This window comes from Mucilaginibacter flavidus (genome assembly GCF_024055575.1).
GTDB lineage: Bacteria > Bacteroidota > Bacteroidia > Sphingobacteriales > Sphingobacteriaceae > Mucilaginibacter > Mucilaginibacter flavidus.
Genome location: NZ_JAMXOE010000003.1, coordinates 290,736 through 307,970, shown reverse-complemented (window position 1 = coordinate 307,970; position 17,235 = coordinate 290,736). Strand labels below are relative to the sequence as shown.

The following is a 17,235-nucleotide window of genomic DNA, read 5'->3' as shown; positions in this document are numbered from 1 at the left end:
AACACTCGATATGGTATTTGGTACCGTTGCTGTATAATCCACATAGTCGGGTCCACTTACTATCGTCAGCGTTGTAACGGGGATTACCTTTAGCTGGGTTAATAACGCATTGTTTGATGCCGACCGGGTTACCGTTACCGTGTAAGTTTTAGTGGTGACGCCATCCTGGGCGGTCACTTTGGTAGTGATGGTATTTTGGCCTACAACTAAAGCAATACTCCCCGATGCCTTGCCCGACGCCACAGCTATATTATTTACAGTTACTGTCGCTTTCGGGTCGCTTGTAGTTGGGGTTGCTATAATGCTCGTGATGGTATTGGCAACTGATGCCGTATAATTGATTGTTCCTGATCCAAAAGCAGGCGTTAATGTACCGCTGCTGATGGTAAGGCCGGCAAGATTCACGTTACCAGCTACATTGATATTCAATGTTGCCTGCCCGCTTCCAACCGCATTGTAAGCTGTAATGGTATAATTTACAGCAGGGCTCACAGAGGTTGGCGTTCCGCTTAAAACACCCGTACTATTAGAAAATTTTAAGCCTACGGGCAGGAAAGGAGTTATACAATAACCGCCAACGGGTTTAATTACTTTAACAGCGTTGTTGCCCGAATCACCCACATATACCTTGCCTGCTCCATCAACCACTACGCCAACGGGGTATGAGAAACCCGATCCAATAACAACGGGATTTCCCCCGGCTGCCATGATCAGTATTACAGCATTGTTGTTTTGGTCGGCAACATAGACATTTCCCGATGCATCAACGGCAACCCCGGTGGGAAAGCCTGTGCCGGAATAGAGGGTTACCGGGGCGCCGCCACCAGCAGGTATCTTCTTAACTGCGCCATTTCCACCATCGGCAACAAATACATTTCCGGTGGCATCCACGGCAACGCCAGCCGGATAACTAAACCCGGAACCTAAGGCAACCGGAGCGCCTCCGCCAACAGGAATCTTCTTTACCAGGTTATTGCCATAATCACCTACATACACATTGCCTGCAGCATCTACCGCCACACCGTTTGGCTGGTTAAAGCCCGAACCAAGGCTAACCACAGCGCCCCCGCCAACGGGAATTTTTTTTATGGCATTGTTGCCTGCATCGGCAACAAATACATTTCCAGCGGCATCAACAGCTACGCTGGCCGGAGTTTTAAACCCGGAACCAATGACCACCGGTGCCCCGCCGCCAACAGGAATCTTCTTTACCGCATCGTTAACATAGTCGGCAACATAAATATTGCCAGCGGCATCCACGGCAACGCCATATGGCTGGTTGAAGCCGGAGCCTATTGTAACTGTGATTGAATTGTAGCCAAACGGAGCTACAGCACCGCCTGTACTGGCCGGACTAAGGGGAGGGATTGCAATAACTGTGGTGTAGCTTTGCGGATTGGTATAGCTGAAAATCGGCAATGCCGATGAACGGCCAACTACCAGTGTATACGTTTTTGTTGTTGTTCCGTCCTGAGCGGTTACAACTATGTTGATTGTGTTTGGGCCAACCGCCAAAGCAATTGCTGATGAGGCGGACCCCGATGTTACCGTGATGCCATTCACTTTTACCGTAGCGGTTGCATAATTGGTTGTTGGGGTAACTGTTATAGAAGTTGTCGCATTACTTACAGAGGCAGTATAGCTGGTTGTAGCCATTGCAAAAACCGGCGTTAGGGTGCCGCTGCTAATAGTTAGTTTAGCGAGGGTAGCATCGTTTGACAAGGCCGACACTCCGTATAAATCGCTTTCCCAAACACCTCTTCCAAAAGTAGCCGCCCTGATTTTACCTGTTGGATAATATATTTTTAAATCCCTAACCGCGTTTTTTGGCAAACTGGTCATAAACGGTTTCCAGGAGGATAAAGTATTGTCAAAATAATATACGCCAACATCCGCGCCAAGATACAAGGCATCATTTGAGCTGCCGTTATCATGGATAATGGTGTTCATCGGTAAATTAGGCAGGCCAGTTGATATATTTGTCCAGGCACCCCCTCCGTTAATGGATTTATATACTTTATTTGCCGCGCTATATCCCGAATAGGTTACCCAAACTATATCGGGGTTGGTATTTGAAACGGTAACATTCGAAAACGCCGCAGTAGTTGGTAATGTCCCGGTTATATTTGTGAAAGAAACACCCGAATTGGTTGATTTCGAAACAGCATCCTGCTTTACGGCATAAATTATTGCGGGATTGCTTGGCGCAATGACGAATTCAGTAATGGACCCCGTACCCGGAGGGGTTCCCAGGGCTGTCCAGCTGTCTCCTTTGTTAGCAGATCCGTATAATGTTGGTGTACCTGCCACATACAGTTTGGCGGCGGTAACCGGATCCTCATGCCAGGTGCTGTAGAAATCAAATGCGCCTCCACCCCCGGTTCGCGGCAGCCCTGTTTGAATGGGGTTAAATGTAACGCCGCCGTCGTCCGAACGCTCAAAATCACCCTGTATATACTGCGCATATATCGTGTTGTTGTTGGTATAGTCTATAAAGCATTGCCCTCCGTCGCCGCCTAAAATTTGTTTCCATGTCGAACCGGTTTTCAGGTTAGTACTGTTATCCTGCTCGCCGTCAACCATGGTAGTGGCAACATTAGCCGAAAGCCCAATTGCTTCTACCTGTGCAATAGATAGGTTATGGTTTATGTCAGTCCATGTGGTTGCATTATCAGTGGATTTATATATTCCACCGTCATTGCAGGAAAATATAGTGGTACCACTGCCGGGCAAATATTGAAGGTCGTGTACATCGGAATGCATGAGGCCCCATACACCAGGTCCATCATTAGTTTTATTTGTCCAGGCGATTCCGCCATTCGCAGATTGCCAATGATTAACACCGCCAATAGTTACCAGTTCGGCGTTAGTGGGCGACACGACGATTGCCAGATCATAAAATGCCTGGCCGTAAGTAAGATCTGATCCATCAGCTTCGTTACCTAAAATATTAGGGCTTGAAGAACGGAGTGAAAAAGAGGCGCCGCTGTTGGTTGAACGATACACGCCAAGAAGCGACTGATCAGAAGCCTTGCCGATTAAAGCATAAACATAGCCCGTGTTACCCGGCGTAACCGCTAACGAGATACGTGATATGTTAGTTGATAATGGCAATCCCGAGGTTATCTGTGTCCATGTAACTCCGTTATCGGTGGATTTCGAGAAAATAGTACCTGAAACATAAACCGTATTTGGATCGCCCGGTTTAAATTTCATGTCTTTAAAAGCGTCACCGATTTCGGTTTGTGTAACCGTTGCCCAGCCATCGGTAGTTCTGTACACCCCGGTACTGGTAGAAACAAGCTGGATAAGCGGATTTGCAGGATCCATCAGGAGCTTGGAAATTGTAACTCTGCCAGACGGCAAAAAGGCGAGCGCTGTTGCATTCCATGTAGTACCGCCATCAGTTGATTTCAAAACGCCAATAGAACTTCGGTCTCCTTCCAGGTCGCCGGTAGCCAGGTACATATAATTGGTATTGGTGGGATCAATAACCAGGTCCGAGCATCCGATTATAGTTAAAAAATCGGTGTTCGTTGTCCAGGTGGTGCCAGCATCTGTCGATTTCCATAGTCCGCCATCGGGCGAACCTATAAACATCGTGTTTGAATTTCCCGGTAGAAATCTTACAAAGTTTACTCTCCCGACACCTGATATAGCTCCCGAGTAGGTACTTGTAGGCCCCAATGATATCCAGTTACCGCTGCTTACGGTAGTTGCAGGTGCGGTAGTTGCCGGATTTGTTAAAATGTTTTTTTCCCAGGTTGTAAAATTTTGATAGTTTGTTGAAGGTAACGTCAAATCGCCGCTTGGATATACCCTCGGGGCCATGAAGTTTTCCCATCTTTTGTAGATATCGTAGCCAAGGGCTTCTTTTTCTTCCTTCTTAGGCTGGCCGACTAGTTTGCGCTTTTCACGCGCCATTTCTTTTAACTTACCCTTCCACTTGCTCTCAAAATCATGTTTCACATCATAAAATGTTGCGTTTCGGTTTTTTGACAGATCCGACCATTTTACATTTTTATGGGTTTGGGCTGTTGCGAAAAATGTACTTAAAAGCAAAAAAGCAATCGCTGCAATCCGGCTAATACAAAACAACGTTTTGTTGTGGGGTAATTTTTTTTTCATATTCGAAGATTGTTAACGAAAGGAGTACTCGGATTAATAAAAGTTTTTGGTTGTGTAATAAGTTAAAAAACGCCTGATAATCAACCGTATAATAATTTATAATAATATTAATCTCAAATATAAAAGTATTTTTATTATATAAAAAATACTTTTAATTGTGTTTTATTTTGCAGGGTGTTGATATAAATAGTTAATTGCAAGTTACATAGAGACATAAAAGGAGACACGAATGTCATATTGATTAATTTTTTTTAAATCTATATAAACAACATATCTTCTGGAGTATTGCAGGTTAATTTACGGATAAATCTTAGTACTGCTCAAAAAGCCCGAAAATCTGCACATTTATGGTACAGGGCCAAAACATTCAACTGAGATATTTTCTTTTATCGGATTTTCTTACGCTTAAAGCTGTTTTATTGAATCTTCATTCTTGGTTCGCATTAATAACAGAATGGCTGTGTTTAGCTTAACTCCCGCAGTTGACTACAGGTTAAAATTCTTCTGAAACCGGTCCTATGAACAGGCCCGCATAAAAATAAATAATCAACAGTATTTTTGACGACCGCTATATTAAAATAAGCAAACTTTCAGTCAAAATTAGTGTTTGCGAGGAGCGGCTACAGAAGGTAAGCGGCCACTATAGGAAATACAGGGTTGCTTATAAAAACAGGCGCGGTGAAAAGTAATTTTTAAATTATGGATGTTTTCGTTGGTTACCTTTAATTCAAAATCGCAGGTATTGTATAAGTTCCTGTAGCATGCGGAATCTACAGTATGCCGGGAATCATTTAACGGAAGTTTAAAGGGCCCGGACTTCCATTCTTCCACCAAACAATAACTTCCGGCAGGGAGGGAAACCTTAAAATTACCTTTTTCATCAGCATCTATCGTTTTAATTATCGGCGCCCCCTCAATATTAACCCGGCCGGATCTTACAAAAAGTTTCGCGAAGCGGATTCCGCGGGGCTTATTGCAACTATCAAGTATTTGCTGGGTTGGCCGCGCCCCGCCGCAATAGCCCACCGTTTGCATAATTGACCCGGTAACCAGAAATTTATGCTTTCCTTTTTTATGTGCCTTTGCACATATCCACGAAGAAATTACAAAAGCTGTGCTAATCAAAAAAAAGGCATACAGTAACTTTCGCATGTTATAAAATTAAAGTTTTCAGGCATTTAAAGCTCGCCCCCCGCCGATTATCCACCCCTGAAATGGCTACAACCCGATAATCAGTGGCTTCCTTGCGACTTCGTTTCTGGGTTTTAAGCGCAGCTGCCAAACTTTTTAATTTATCTGGTATTTTGTCGAGGGGTATAACGAAATCTACATTACCTGAATTCTGGGCACTGAGTGGCATAAAATTTACTTCGGCAGACATATCCTGAGCAAAGGTTTTTCCTCCGTTTGCCTTGATTTGCTTGCATCCCTTTGTGCCATCACCATCATATCCGGAAAGTACAATACCAATCGCACGATCGCCCATTGCCTCTGCCAAAGATGTAAAAAATAAATCCATCTGTTTGTTCCTGCCAGAGCGTGGGGAGATGACTTTGAAGGTATAATTTTCCATTAAAAGGTCTGCGTCAGGGGGAATCACATAAACGCAATTTGCCTGGATTAGCATCGCCTCAGCAGCCACTCTTACAGCCATTTTGGTATGGCGCGAAAGAATTTCAACTAACTGACTAATGGCGGTGGGGTTCATGTGAGAAATAATGACAAAGGCCATACCTGTCTTTGACGGCAAGGCATCCAAAAGTGCCTTATATGCGTTAAGCGCTCCGGCTGAGCCCCCAATTCCAACAATAAGGTTAGGATGTAATGCTCCCATATTTACGGAAGATACACCTTTTTTTTTCATTATTCACCTTTATTTTGTTTAATTAATTTTTCACCCTCAGAAGCATTTTTACCGATCTTCTTTTTCTATCGCTTACCAAAATGACTGCTGCTTTTTTAGGTTGTGAAAATGAAGCGATTGTCGCTGAAATTAAAATTAAAATTGTTAGAGCTGTTTTTTTCATATTGACTATTGTGATTTATGCAATTTCAAAATTAAACTTTTTGCTCAACCTTTTACTGGAAGATTCCGACTTAGAATATCAAAGGTTTTCTGTTATAACTATGTCACCTTCCACGCAAAGTATACCCACAAGTATACTAAAAACGGACTTTAAACTATCGTGAGGGGGCAAAGTATACTTTGGGTATACTCAAAACCCCCGTAACGAAGAGTAGGGCAAGCAAAGTAGGGCTCTGCCCAATTCCTGCTTGCTCCCCCCGCTGCCACAATTGGACATTAAAAATTTACGGTAACCTCCTTGCAATAATAAAACTGGCAACCCGCCAATGCTCGACCGTTAAGTAACTATGATAGATCTTTACCAACTGGTTATTGGCGGATTTTATCATTTATCGATAAAGTGTTCGAACTCGATTAAGAATGTTCTCCCCGCTGTGATTCTGGCTTCAAGCTATTTGCAAGGTAAATATTCAAAGCTGTTTATGAAACCGAAGAATATCCAAGCCTGAATCTGACAAACCATACCTGGCTGGTCCCAGATGGATCAGGAAACTATACCGGCCCATACAAAACTCTACCTACTATCTTTGAAGGCATTGATAACGAAAAGCTTGACGAGCTATGTGCAGATGGCGAAGAAGAGCTACTGATGGGGGCGCTGCAATGATGGTGTACGCAAAAATGCAATTCACAGAAATAGACCAACTAGCGACATCACGATATAGGGACGCTCTGTTAAGATACTGTGAACTTGATACACTGGCGATGGTAATGATTTATGAAGTATAGAACGAATACTTAAATGAAAAGCGGCCCTATATAATTATTCGTTCTTTAGGTTTTATTTTGCAATTCACCTGCAATAGATTCTAAGCAAAGAATCAACTGAAAATACTATTAAAATTGCACCCTTTTTTGCACCCTTTTTTCAACATAACAACAAAAAAGCCCCATACTATCCGTAAAGAGCCTTAATTGATTTACTTGGCGGAGAGCTAGGGATTTATTTCCCTCTCAAACCGTTTTGATATTCAATATGTTATGCGGATTTTATTTCTTACTCACCGAAATACTCACCACTTTTTTTGTACAGATTAATTGCAAATCTTACGTATAAATATAGACAAATTTATAAAATAAAGGGGTTGAAAATTAAATTAGATTAAGGTCAAGCAATTCGACCTAAAAAAATGAATTTAAAAGGCTAAACTGCTTAATTAGATTGCATCAGAAATCTTTACTTATTTTATTTGCCACAAAAATACTGTCGGCCTTTTTACTGGTGATTGTATCCGCATGATGACCTATTTGAAAAATAAATACTGTTGAGTCTTTGTTGCGATATCTATTAACGTATTTGTAGTACGCTGTAAGTACTGTATCCTGTATTTTCTTCGAACTAAAATAGTAATGGTCCTCCTCGCCATCTAAATCACAACCATTATATATGACAACTTTGAAACCGTGACCTCTACTTACCTTAGAGGCCTGCCATGCTGTTGCATTTTCATCGCTAAAATAAACTTTCCATACTGGAGGAATTATTGGAATATGCAGCTCCTTACGTTTTTTATTAAATTCTGGTCCGAAGCTATTCGCACAACGAAAATCTATATATTTCGACACTCCCAAAAAGATAAAAAATCCTCCAATTAAGCCGAGAGAGGTGATGACGATAATTTTCTGCGTTTTCATGACGAATTAATTGACAAGGCATTTTTTGTATAAGGTAGGCTGTTTATACTTTGCTAAAATAGCATTTTTTTACATACTAATTTTGGAATGACTATTAGGGAAGTAAAATACTGTCAGAAACAGGCATATAAAAAATTCCATTTCTTCGGGGCTTCTTAAAGCGAAATAATTATGGATTTGTAAAACAGATAATTTGCAGCTTTTTATGCGGATCATCTGTAACAGCAAAGGTAGCCCGCGAAGCCAGGACAGTAAAGGGCTTTCGCGGCATAAACCCGCAAGCCTTTCACGCACATGGCCATTTATACCACGTTCCCTTGACAGTCCTGCCTTCTTCCGCTTTTTGTTGCTTAACAGAAGATCACCCGAACGACTATGCCCGTTTTATAAAGTAGTCCGCAGATAAGTAGCAAGTTTGTGTTTTTGTTACCACAAAAACTACCCCGATGCCTTCGGCTCGGGGCAAACTTGCCATTGCTCCCGATGGTTGCAATGGAAAATTTAATATCCAATTTAGCTTACGTTTATAGAGTAGGCAAGTCTTCTATATTTAATTCTTTTGCAATGTTGAATATTTTTTGAGGAGTATTAAGGCTTTTTTTAATGTCATCCACCTTTAAATTGTTTGACTTGCTCTTAAAAATGAATGTTTTAAAATCGAATTTACTTGCTTCTACACTAAATTCTTCCTTGTGTTTATTTATTAAATCCTTTGTAAATGAATCTAATTTATCTTTTATTGGTGTAAGTAAGTTTTCGAGTTTTATAGTCCAGTTTTCGATACGGTTTAAAAATGTTCTTGCGTCTATGTCTTCTACGAACGAAAGTTTTTCTAATTGTTTCTTAATATTTGTAAAATCCATATTGTGCCAATCCTTTGATTTCAAAACAGTAGTTTGCCAGACTTTTTGTTCACTTTTCCAATAATCTTCTTTAGATTTTACTTGGTGAATTATAAAACCGGGTAATTCAATTGCAGTTAGAAACCCTCCATGACACGATCCGGTGTCTATTCCATAAGTATTGTTTTTTATCATTGGAAATTCACCTACCACATGATGTCCATAAATAATGGGTTTCTCACCTTTATAGTAGTCATTCCAATATGTTTCCGGTTCGAACTTTTTTTCTAAGTAGCGCTCTCCGGATGTTGATCCACTAAGAACTTCATCTTTCTGATCTTTTAATGATTTATCATGTTCAAAAGCGGCATGAACGATTATTGCTTCACTGAGTTCATAGGAATAATCAAGTGTACTCAGCCAGCTTAAAAAAGATTCATAGTCTTTGCCAAACTGAACTTTTACAATTTCTTGAGCATAACTTAAAACACCATTCATGTGTTTCCTTTCATGGTTTCCAACGATGACTTTAGAATTTGGTCGCCCAATAAAGTATTCGTATACATCTTTTGATTTGTTTCCTCGGTCAACAATATCGCCAACAGATACAAGCATATCTTCGTCATTAAGCCCGATTTTTTTGGTGAGTTCTATAAGTTCATCATAACAACCATGTATATCTCCTATTACAAATGTTCTCTCCATATAATTCTGACTAAAGGCAATTGTCCAAAATTACATTTATTTTTGTAAGCATAGTATACTCGCTACCATGGCAAAAACGGCCTTTACACTATCGTTAAGGGGGCAAAGTATACTTTGAGTATACTCCAACCCCCCGTAGCGAAGCGTAGGGCAAGCAAAGTAGGGCTCTGCCCAACTTCCGCTTGCTCCCTCCGCTTTCGCGATTAGACATTAAAAATTAGGCTATCCGCCACGCAATAATACACCGGATAGATCCGCTAATGATATTGAACAAACCAGTCCTTATTCATCCGTTTAGCAACCAACAGCGCAAAGCCGGGTAAAATGTCAAGGGCGGACAAGCCAATAAAAAACAAAACACATCTGTCCGTTTATATACCCTTTACTTTTTATCCCGGCGTGGGCTATCTTCGCTGTAGCGGTGAATGAGGAACTTAAAACGAAGCGGCTTTACTTTGGCAATCAGTTAATAACAAACTTTTGCCTAAGCAATGCCATATCCTGCCCCACTTTCAAATCCAGAATCTTCGCATAGTGCTGGGTAGTTTTGATATTGGTGTGGCCTAACATTTTTGATACGCTTTCAATAGGAACACCATTTGATAGCGTTACAGTGGTGGCGAATGTATGCCGGGCGATATGAAAAGTAAGTATTTTATTGATGCCGCAAACATCCGCAATCTCTTTCAGGTAGGCATTCATTTTTTGATTGGTAGATACTGGCAGGGCTTTATCTGTATTGCAGCAAAGGGGATGGTCTGCGTATTTGTTTAGCAAACTTAGTGCAGATGGCAGTAAAGGAATACGGCTTGGTGTGTCTGTTTTTTTTCGCTTGGTATATATCCACATTTCCCCGTCAAGACCTTTTACAATCTCAGTGGGTTTTAATTTTTTCACATCGGCATATGCCAATCCTGTAAAGCAACAAAAAAGAAAAATATCCCTCACCTGGTTAAGCCGCTCGGTTGGAAATACTTTATCTGCCATAGCCTGTAATTCTTCCCGATTTAAGAATATCCGGTCAACTTGTTTAACTTTCGCCTTATAGTTGATAAATGGGTCTTTATTTAACCATCCGCTGGCTAAACAAATCCGGATGATTTTTTTAAAATTTTTGATGTACTTGACGGCTGAATTATTAGCACACTTACGTTCAGACCGCAGGTAAAATTCATAGTTAGTTATAAAGTTATGGTCAATCAGTTTTATATCGATATCCGAAACTTTGTATTGCCATTCTAAAAAGCTGCGGGTATGCTTTAAGGACGTTTTGTAGCGTTCCAATGTCCCGGATGCATAATCTCTGCCAACCAAAGCCGAAATCTTTTCATTATGGTCTTTAAACAAGCTCATAAGCATCCGGCATTTTTCGCTCTTGCCTAATAATTTGTTTTTTAAACTTTCGGCAGTAATTGCACCGCCAGTTTCGGTCAATTGGCCGTGTGCTGCGTAAACCTTGGTCTGCAGGTTATCGAGGTAAGCGTTAAAGGATTTGATTTCTTCTTTAGTTCCTTTGAACCGTCCTGCAGCACTGTTCCATAGAGCAGGCTCGCACTCCCGGCCTGTACTGGTTTCTGCCCGTTTTCCGTCAATAGTAATCCGCAAATAAATAGGCACATTGCCGTTTTGATAATTTTTTGGCTTCTTTAAATAAAAAAGCAAGCTGAAGTTAGTTTTCATAATGTTTTGACATTAAAAAGTGAAACAAAATTAAGCTTGCAATCAGGCTTGTACAAGATGTTCAACTTTTGAACAGGTTGACAATCAAAATGATAGGTGAAATTGGTGAGTAAGTATTTCAGAAAATTCACTCACCGGATAACGCACTGTTTATATGCGAACTAGCGGGTAAAAAGGACTTTTAGCCCCAAAAGAAAAGCCTGCAATCACTTGATTTGCAGGCTTTTAATGTACTTTGTTATTGAATCTTGCGGAGAGCTAGGGATTCGAACCCCAGGACCTGTTACAGTCAACAGTTTTCAAGACTGCCGCAATCGACCACTCTGCCAGCTCTCCGGGGTCAAAAGTACAAAACCGGGGGCAATTGGCAAACCTGATTTTGAGATTTTTTAATTATTTATAACAGTCTGATTTATTGATATTTGAATACTATTTGAAGCCCCTTTAAATGATTTTTTTAAAAATAACGCAACTAACACTTGTTAAAAAACGCTTAAAAACGTGTGTTTAACCTTCTTTTTTTAGTTCGATTTATTAAATATGCCGTTTAAAAATGTGGATTTATGCTTATTGACTATCCGGAATATTAGTATAAGTTTTACCGGAACCTGATGGACCGAAGATTAGGACTTTCACGGGTTAAATTTGGTTACTGATATAATGCTAAAATACATAACAACAGTTTAAAAGCCAATATCACTTAAAATCTCTCGCCGCCGGATACACGTCTTTTTGCGAAATTTCATGCAAGGTTATCCGCTTGTTCTCTGCCGGAAAGGGATTGGTTTTTTCATCGGCGCGGGATAGGGTAAGCACGGGCAAATCTTCTTTATCGGCTACTGTAAGCCCGCGTAACAGTTTCGACAAATCGTAACAACGTTTTACAATAACGTGTACCACTTCGCCCTCGCGCTGCAGTTTGCCATCCACCATTAAAAGCCGGGCCTGCAGTACCTCCTTACGGTATTTTTCGAACAGTTTTTCAAACACCACCAGGTTGCTGAAGCCGGTTTCGTCCTCAATGGTTACAAAGCAAATACCTTTGGCTGTGCCCGGCCTTTGGCGCACAGTAACCAGGCCGGCAACTTTTACAGGTTCACCATCTTTCACACCCATTAACTCTTCGGTTGATTTAATATGCAGCATCCGCAATTTTTCGCGCACAAAACTAACAGGGTGGGCTTTTAAGGATAAGGAGGTTGAGGCATAATCCTGCACCACGTGTTCGGATGGACTCATTAAAGGCAGTGTTACCTGTATCTCGGCGGCGCTGGCTGATGGCTGGCCCTCAAATAACGCAATTGGCCTGTCGTGCAGGGCTGATACTTCCCACAAAGCCTGTCTGCGGTCGAGACCCAGCGAGCGGAAGGCATCGGCATCAGCCAGTCTTTCCAATGCCGCGTGGGGCACACCGGCGTCGCGCAGGGCATGGACGCTGGTGTAATTTGTTACGCGCGCGGTTAAAAGCTCCTGTACATCTTCCTCGCGCAGGCCTTTTATGTGCCTGAAACCGAGGCGGACAGCGTGGTACTTGCCCGCTTTTTCTTCCATTTTATTATCCCAAACAGATTCATTTACATCCACCGCCCGCATCTCCACGCCATGTTTGCGGGCATCGATGACTATTTGTGCCGGCTGGTAAAAGCCCATGGGCAGGCTGTTAAGCAGGGCCGTAGCAAATACATCGGGGTAATAACATTTTATCCACGAAGAAATATAAACCAGCAGCGCAAAGCTGGCGGCGTGGCTCTCGGGAAAGCCATAGCTGCCAAAGCCTTCCAATTGTTTAAATACGCGCTGCGCAAAATCTTCTTTATAGCCTTTGGCAACCATACCGTCGACCAGATTTCTTTTATACTGGCTCACCAAGCCTTTTGCCTTAAAGGTAGCCATACTACGGCGCAGGCCATCGGCTTCGGCTGCTGTAAAGCCCGCGGCCACTATGGCAATTTCCATAGCCTGCTCCTGGAACAGCGGCACCCCAAGTGTTCTGCCCAATATTTTCTCCAGTTCCTCGGATGGATATTCAATCGGATCTTCGCCGTTACGGCGGCGCAGGTAAGGATGCACCATATCGCCCTGTATGGGGCCGGGCCGTACAATAGCAACCTCTATAACCAAATCATAAAAACACCTCGGTTTCAAGCGGGGCAACATCGACATCTGTGCACGGCTTTCGATCTGGAAAACGCCCAACGTATCGGCATGGCAAATCATTTCGTAAACATCGGGATCGTCCTGTGGAACATTTGCCAGCGTAAGATTAATGCCGTAATGTTGTTTAACTAGATCGAACGCCTTGCGGATGCAGGTAAGCATGCCAAGCGCCAGCACATCAACCTTTAAAAAGCCAAGCGCATCAATATCATCCTTGTTCCATTCAATGCAGGTGCGGTCTTCCATACGGGCATTCATAATGGGGCACAGGTCTGATAGTTTTCCCTGCGTAATAACAAAGCCACCTGTATGTTGCCCTAATTGGCGGGGGAAACCCAGCATTTGTTTGGTAAGTTCCAGCACCTTTTTCAAATGGGCGTCATCCTCACTAAGCCCCTGCTCAGCCAACAGCTTTCCTTCAAACCATTCCTCCGAATAATGCCAGATGGAACCAGACAAGCGATTAATGGTATCAACCGACAATCCCATCGCCTTCCCCACATCGCGAATGGCGCATTTTTGCCGCTGCTGGGTAACAGTGGCCACAATGGCGGCACGGTCGCGGCCGTACTTTTCATAAATATACTGGATAACTTCCTCGCGGCGTTCATGCTCAAAGTCCACGTCAATATCAGGTGGTTCATCGCGGGCATCCGACATAAACCTGGCAAACAACAGGTTGAATTTTGTAGGGTCGACCGAGGTTATTCCCAAACAATAGCAAACCACCGAATTAGCCGCCGAGCCCCTGCCCTGGCATAAAATATCCTTGCTGCGGGCGTAGCGTACAAAATCATGAACGGTAAGGAAATAGTTGGCCAAATCCTTTCTTTCCATAAATTCCAACTCTGTTTTAACCTGTTTAATCACTTTTTCAGGAACATTGCCTCTGTATCGCTCGTTAGCACCTTCCCAGGTTAAAAAGGTAAGCTCTTCCATAGGAGTGCGGCCATCAGTAGTTAATTCCTCAGGGTAAACATATTTTAAACTATCCAGTGAAAACTGGCAGGCCTCAGCAATTTCCTGTGTTTGGCGGATGGAATCCGGGTACTGGCGAAACAGGCGCACCATCTCGTCAATAGGTTTCAGGTACCTTTCCGCATTTTGATGCAGGCGGAAACCCGCATTATGAATGGTGCATTTTTCGCGCACACAGGTTAATATATCCTGTAGTTCGCGCCGGGCCGGCTCGTGGTAATGCACATCGTTAGTGGCAACCAATGGCATATTGAGTTTTGTTGATAACTGCGAAAGCCGGTAAAGCCGTTTACCATCATCGCCATAATAGGAACGGGTGGCAGCCAGGTAAAGCCCATCGCCCAAAGCCTCGCGGTATTCTTTTAAAGTTTGCTGAAAGGACAGCTCAAACTCAAATGAAGGTGTAAGCTCAGCCGGGGGAATAGCTATAAACTTTAAACCCTTGCTATGTTCATAAACATCATTTTTATATAAATGGCAATCCCCTTTTTCGGCCCGCAAATTGCCTTTGGTAAGCAAGCCCGAAAGCAGGCTGTAAGCATCTTTATCTGTTGGATAAGCAAGCAAACTGGGACCATCGAGCAAATCAAGGCGGCAGGCGGGTATAATACGCATGTTGGTTTGCCGGGTAGCGGCATGGGCGCGCACAATACCGGCAAAGCTGTTACGGTCGGTCACTGCAATAGCGGTGTAGCCATAAGCGGCCGCCTGCTCCACCATCTCGTCCGGGTGCGACGCCCCCCGCAGGAAGCTAAAATTGGTTGTTACCTGTAGTTCCGTGTAGCTCATGCAAAAAAACCATGTATAAACCATTGATTACCCTGGCTGCCCCCATAGTGCCCGGAACGAAACAGCCAGTACCTTTGCCCCTCCTCATCCTCTACGTTATAATAATCGCGGTGCTGCCCGGCATCCAGCCACCATTCACGCTCTATGCGTTCGGGGCCATCGGCTTTTTTAATTTGGTGTCGCTTGCCTTTATAAATAAACAGCATGGGCGGGTAATCGGGTATCGGCGCGCTTACTTCTATTGGCTCGGGCTTGTTTAGCAGCTGTACAGGGCGGGGTTTGTCGGTACGCCAATCAATGGATGGCCGCTCTCGGATGGAACCCGCAACCTTAACCGACCGCTCAGGCCAGTAATGCTCATCGGGCAGGTAGCGGTGAATGGCTCCCTGCCCTATTTTCCCGGCCAGCCTGTCTAACAACTCGGCTACGCCCAAATCATCCAGTCCAGGCTTACCTGCCCACAAAGCTTCTTGCAAGGGGGAAACATCTTCCACCTTTGGGGCGGTCAATGTAAAAAGCTCGATGCCCAGGGCGGGTTCTATCTTAGCGATTTGCAATTCGAAAAGTTTAAAAAGGTGGCTGCTATTATAAGTGGCGCGGTTAGTGCCTATTTGTACCTGCTCCAGTTTCCCATCAACCCGGTAGCCTTTTAATATGGCCGTACGCAGGCCTTTGCCTTCCTGCTGCAGGCGCTTGCAAAGCGTTTCTAACAATCGCTGTATGGCAATTTCAATCCCGACAGCGGTACAGATAGGTTCTAAACAAGGCAATCGCTCTTCATACGGTTGAACAGGCAACAGGGGGATTATCACTTCATCCTCCTGCCCCAGTGCCTGCGCAAGCCTCAGCAGCAATCCCTCACCAAAACGGCGGCGTAAAACTGAACGCGGCATGCTGATAAAGCTCCGGATGGTAATTAATCCCAGTTTATGCAGCCGTTCCAAAACAACCGGCTCCAATCTAAGCCCTGCGGGTGGCAAGGGTAGCAGTGCGTTTGTGTGCCCGCCTGGCTCAATAACAGGCGTTACCTGCCCAAAGCGGGCTATGGCCCAGGCTGTACCGATGGTATCGGCAATGGCTGCCCGAACATCATACCCTTTGCCCCGTAAACGGTTAACAACTTCTTTTATATAACCCCGTTCGCCCCCCCAAAGATGTGTGCAACCGCTTACATCCATAATTAATCCATCGGGTTGGTCGATTGCTATAATGGGACTGTAGCGGATGCACCACAGCCCAAGTGCTTTCAGCAGTTTAAGATTTTGCCCGGGGATGTCATCTATCACCTTTAATCCTGGCACAATGGCCTTGGCATCTGCCGCTACCATTCCGGCGGTTATACCCTGGGCCTCGGCTGGCGTATTGGCTGCGGTAATTATCAGCCTGCCATGGTCAGGCACTGCAAAAACAAAGGGTATATCCTTTAAATCAGATTGCCGAATGGTCATCCAATCCGTAAGTAAATGCCTGAACCATATGGTTACAAACCGCTTTTGCATATCATCCCGCCCATCTTTCTTCGTGTAACATTTCTTCAGCAACAGGTTCGGCAATCATATTAAACTGCCCTGCCGCCCATTCCATTTTCCAAACACCGGGGCTGCCGTTGCGTACCTTTAGCAACTCCACATTCCACCGCGGATGTCCCACACCCGGCATATCGGCCTCCAGTTCGCTCGGTAACGGGGTAATTTTCCAGCGGGCAACACAGGCGGTAGTACTTAGCTTACGTGTTACACCGCGAAGGATAAAACCCGTCACCCTGCTTTGCTCAACCGCCAGCTGCAGCCGCCGCGATTCGGTAAAACTTATCTCGCGCACTTCGGCCACTACCGCAGCAAGTCCTTCACATTTCAAGGCTTCTTCGGTGGCCCAAAGCACGTCTTTTTCCTTTTTTAGGTCGATAAAAATAATCCGGTCGGGCTCAACGCCAAAAGTTTTCAGTGCCGGCGGAAATAGGGTGCGCGACTGGCTGATCCACAAACATGCGCCCCCTTGCTGCATCAATGCCGACAGCAGACCATTAATAAAGCCCCCTGCCGCTGCTGCATGTTCGGGTTCTGTACTTAAAAACTCATGTACCGCACCTGCCGGGAATACGCCATTAGGAAAAGCACCCTCCACAGGGCCCAGCCCGGCCAAACCGGCAGCGCCCGGTGGCGGGGGCTTAAAGCCCTCCCAAAGCAAAATATCTTTTTGCAACTGGCTAATGATATCTTTTTTTGCGTCGACCAT

At 44.0% G+C, this 17,235-nt stretch carries 10 protein-coding genes and 1 tRNA gene; all 11 read right to left on the bottom strand.

The window, feature by feature from the left end; translation table 11 throughout:
• Nucleotides 1-4,128: cadherin-like beta sandwich domain-containing protein (locus tag NAF19_RS09190; RefSeq protein ID WP_252789742.1), on the bottom strand; the 4,128-nt coding region annotated here is incomplete at its 3' end.
• Nucleotides 4,129-4,728: 600 nt separating this feature from the next.
• Nucleotides 4,729-5,280: a hypothetical protein gene (locus NAF19_RS09185; RefSeq protein WP_252789741.1), complete on the bottom strand. Its 552-nt coding sequence runs from the start codon at nt 5,278-5,280 to the stop codon at nt 4,729-4,731.
• Between the two features lies 1 nt (nt 5,281).
• A complete protein-coding gene (locus NAF19_RS09180) occupies nt 5,282-5,992 on the bottom strand; it encodes a chemotaxis protein CheB (protein ID WP_252789740.1) in 711 nt (236 codons plus the stop codon).
• Between the two features lie 22 nt (nt 5,993-6,014).
• Nucleotides 6,015-6,155 (bottom strand): hypothetical protein, encoded by a 141-nt coding sequence (locus NAF19_RS09175; protein ID WP_252789739.1) that lies wholly within the window; start codon nt 6,153-6,155, stop codon nt 6,015-6,017.
• 1,226 nt (nt 6,156-7,381) lie between these two features.
• On the bottom strand, nt 7,382-7,849 hold the full coding sequence (locus NAF19_RS09170) for a hypothetical protein (protein ID WP_252789738.1): 468 nt from the start codon (nt 7,847-7,849) through the stop codon (nt 7,382-7,384).
• Nucleotides 7,850-8,373: 524 nt separating this feature from the next.
• Nucleotides 8,374-9,396 carry a metallophosphoesterase gene (locus tag NAF19_RS09165; protein ID WP_252789737.1) on the bottom strand — a complete coding sequence of 341 codons (1,023 nt, stop codon included), beginning with the start codon at nt 9,394-9,396 and terminating at the stop codon, nt 8,374-8,376.
• 462 nt (nt 9,397-9,858) lie between these two features.
• Nucleotides 9,859-11,076, bottom strand: a complete 1,218-nt coding sequence (locus NAF19_RS09160) for a site-specific integrase (protein ID WP_252789736.1) — start codon at nt 11,074-11,076, stop codon at nt 9,859-9,861.
• Between the two features lie 251 nt (nt 11,077-11,327).
• A tRNA-Ser gene (locus tag NAF19_RS09155) sits at nt 11,328-11,412 on the bottom strand.
• Nucleotides 11,413-11,772: 360 nt separating this feature from the next.
• On the bottom strand, nt 11,773-15,000 hold the full coding sequence (locus NAF19_RS09150) for an error-prone DNA polymerase (RefSeq protein ID WP_252789735.1): 3,228 nt from the start codon (nt 14,998-15,000) through the stop codon (nt 11,773-11,775).
• Nucleotides 14,997-16,499 (bottom strand): Y-family DNA polymerase, encoded by a 1,503-nt coding sequence (locus NAF19_RS09145; RefSeq protein WP_252789734.1) that lies wholly within the window; start codon nt 16,497-16,499, stop codon nt 14,997-14,999. Before NAF19_RS09145 ends, NAF19_RS09150 begins: the two co-directional genes overlap by 4 nt.
• A gap of 1 nt (nt 16,500) precedes the next feature.
• Complete coding sequence (locus NAF19_RS09140; RefSeq protein ID WP_252789733.1) at nt 16,501-17,235, bottom strand: ImuA family protein; 735 nt, start codon at nt 17,233-17,235, stop codon at nt 16,501-16,503.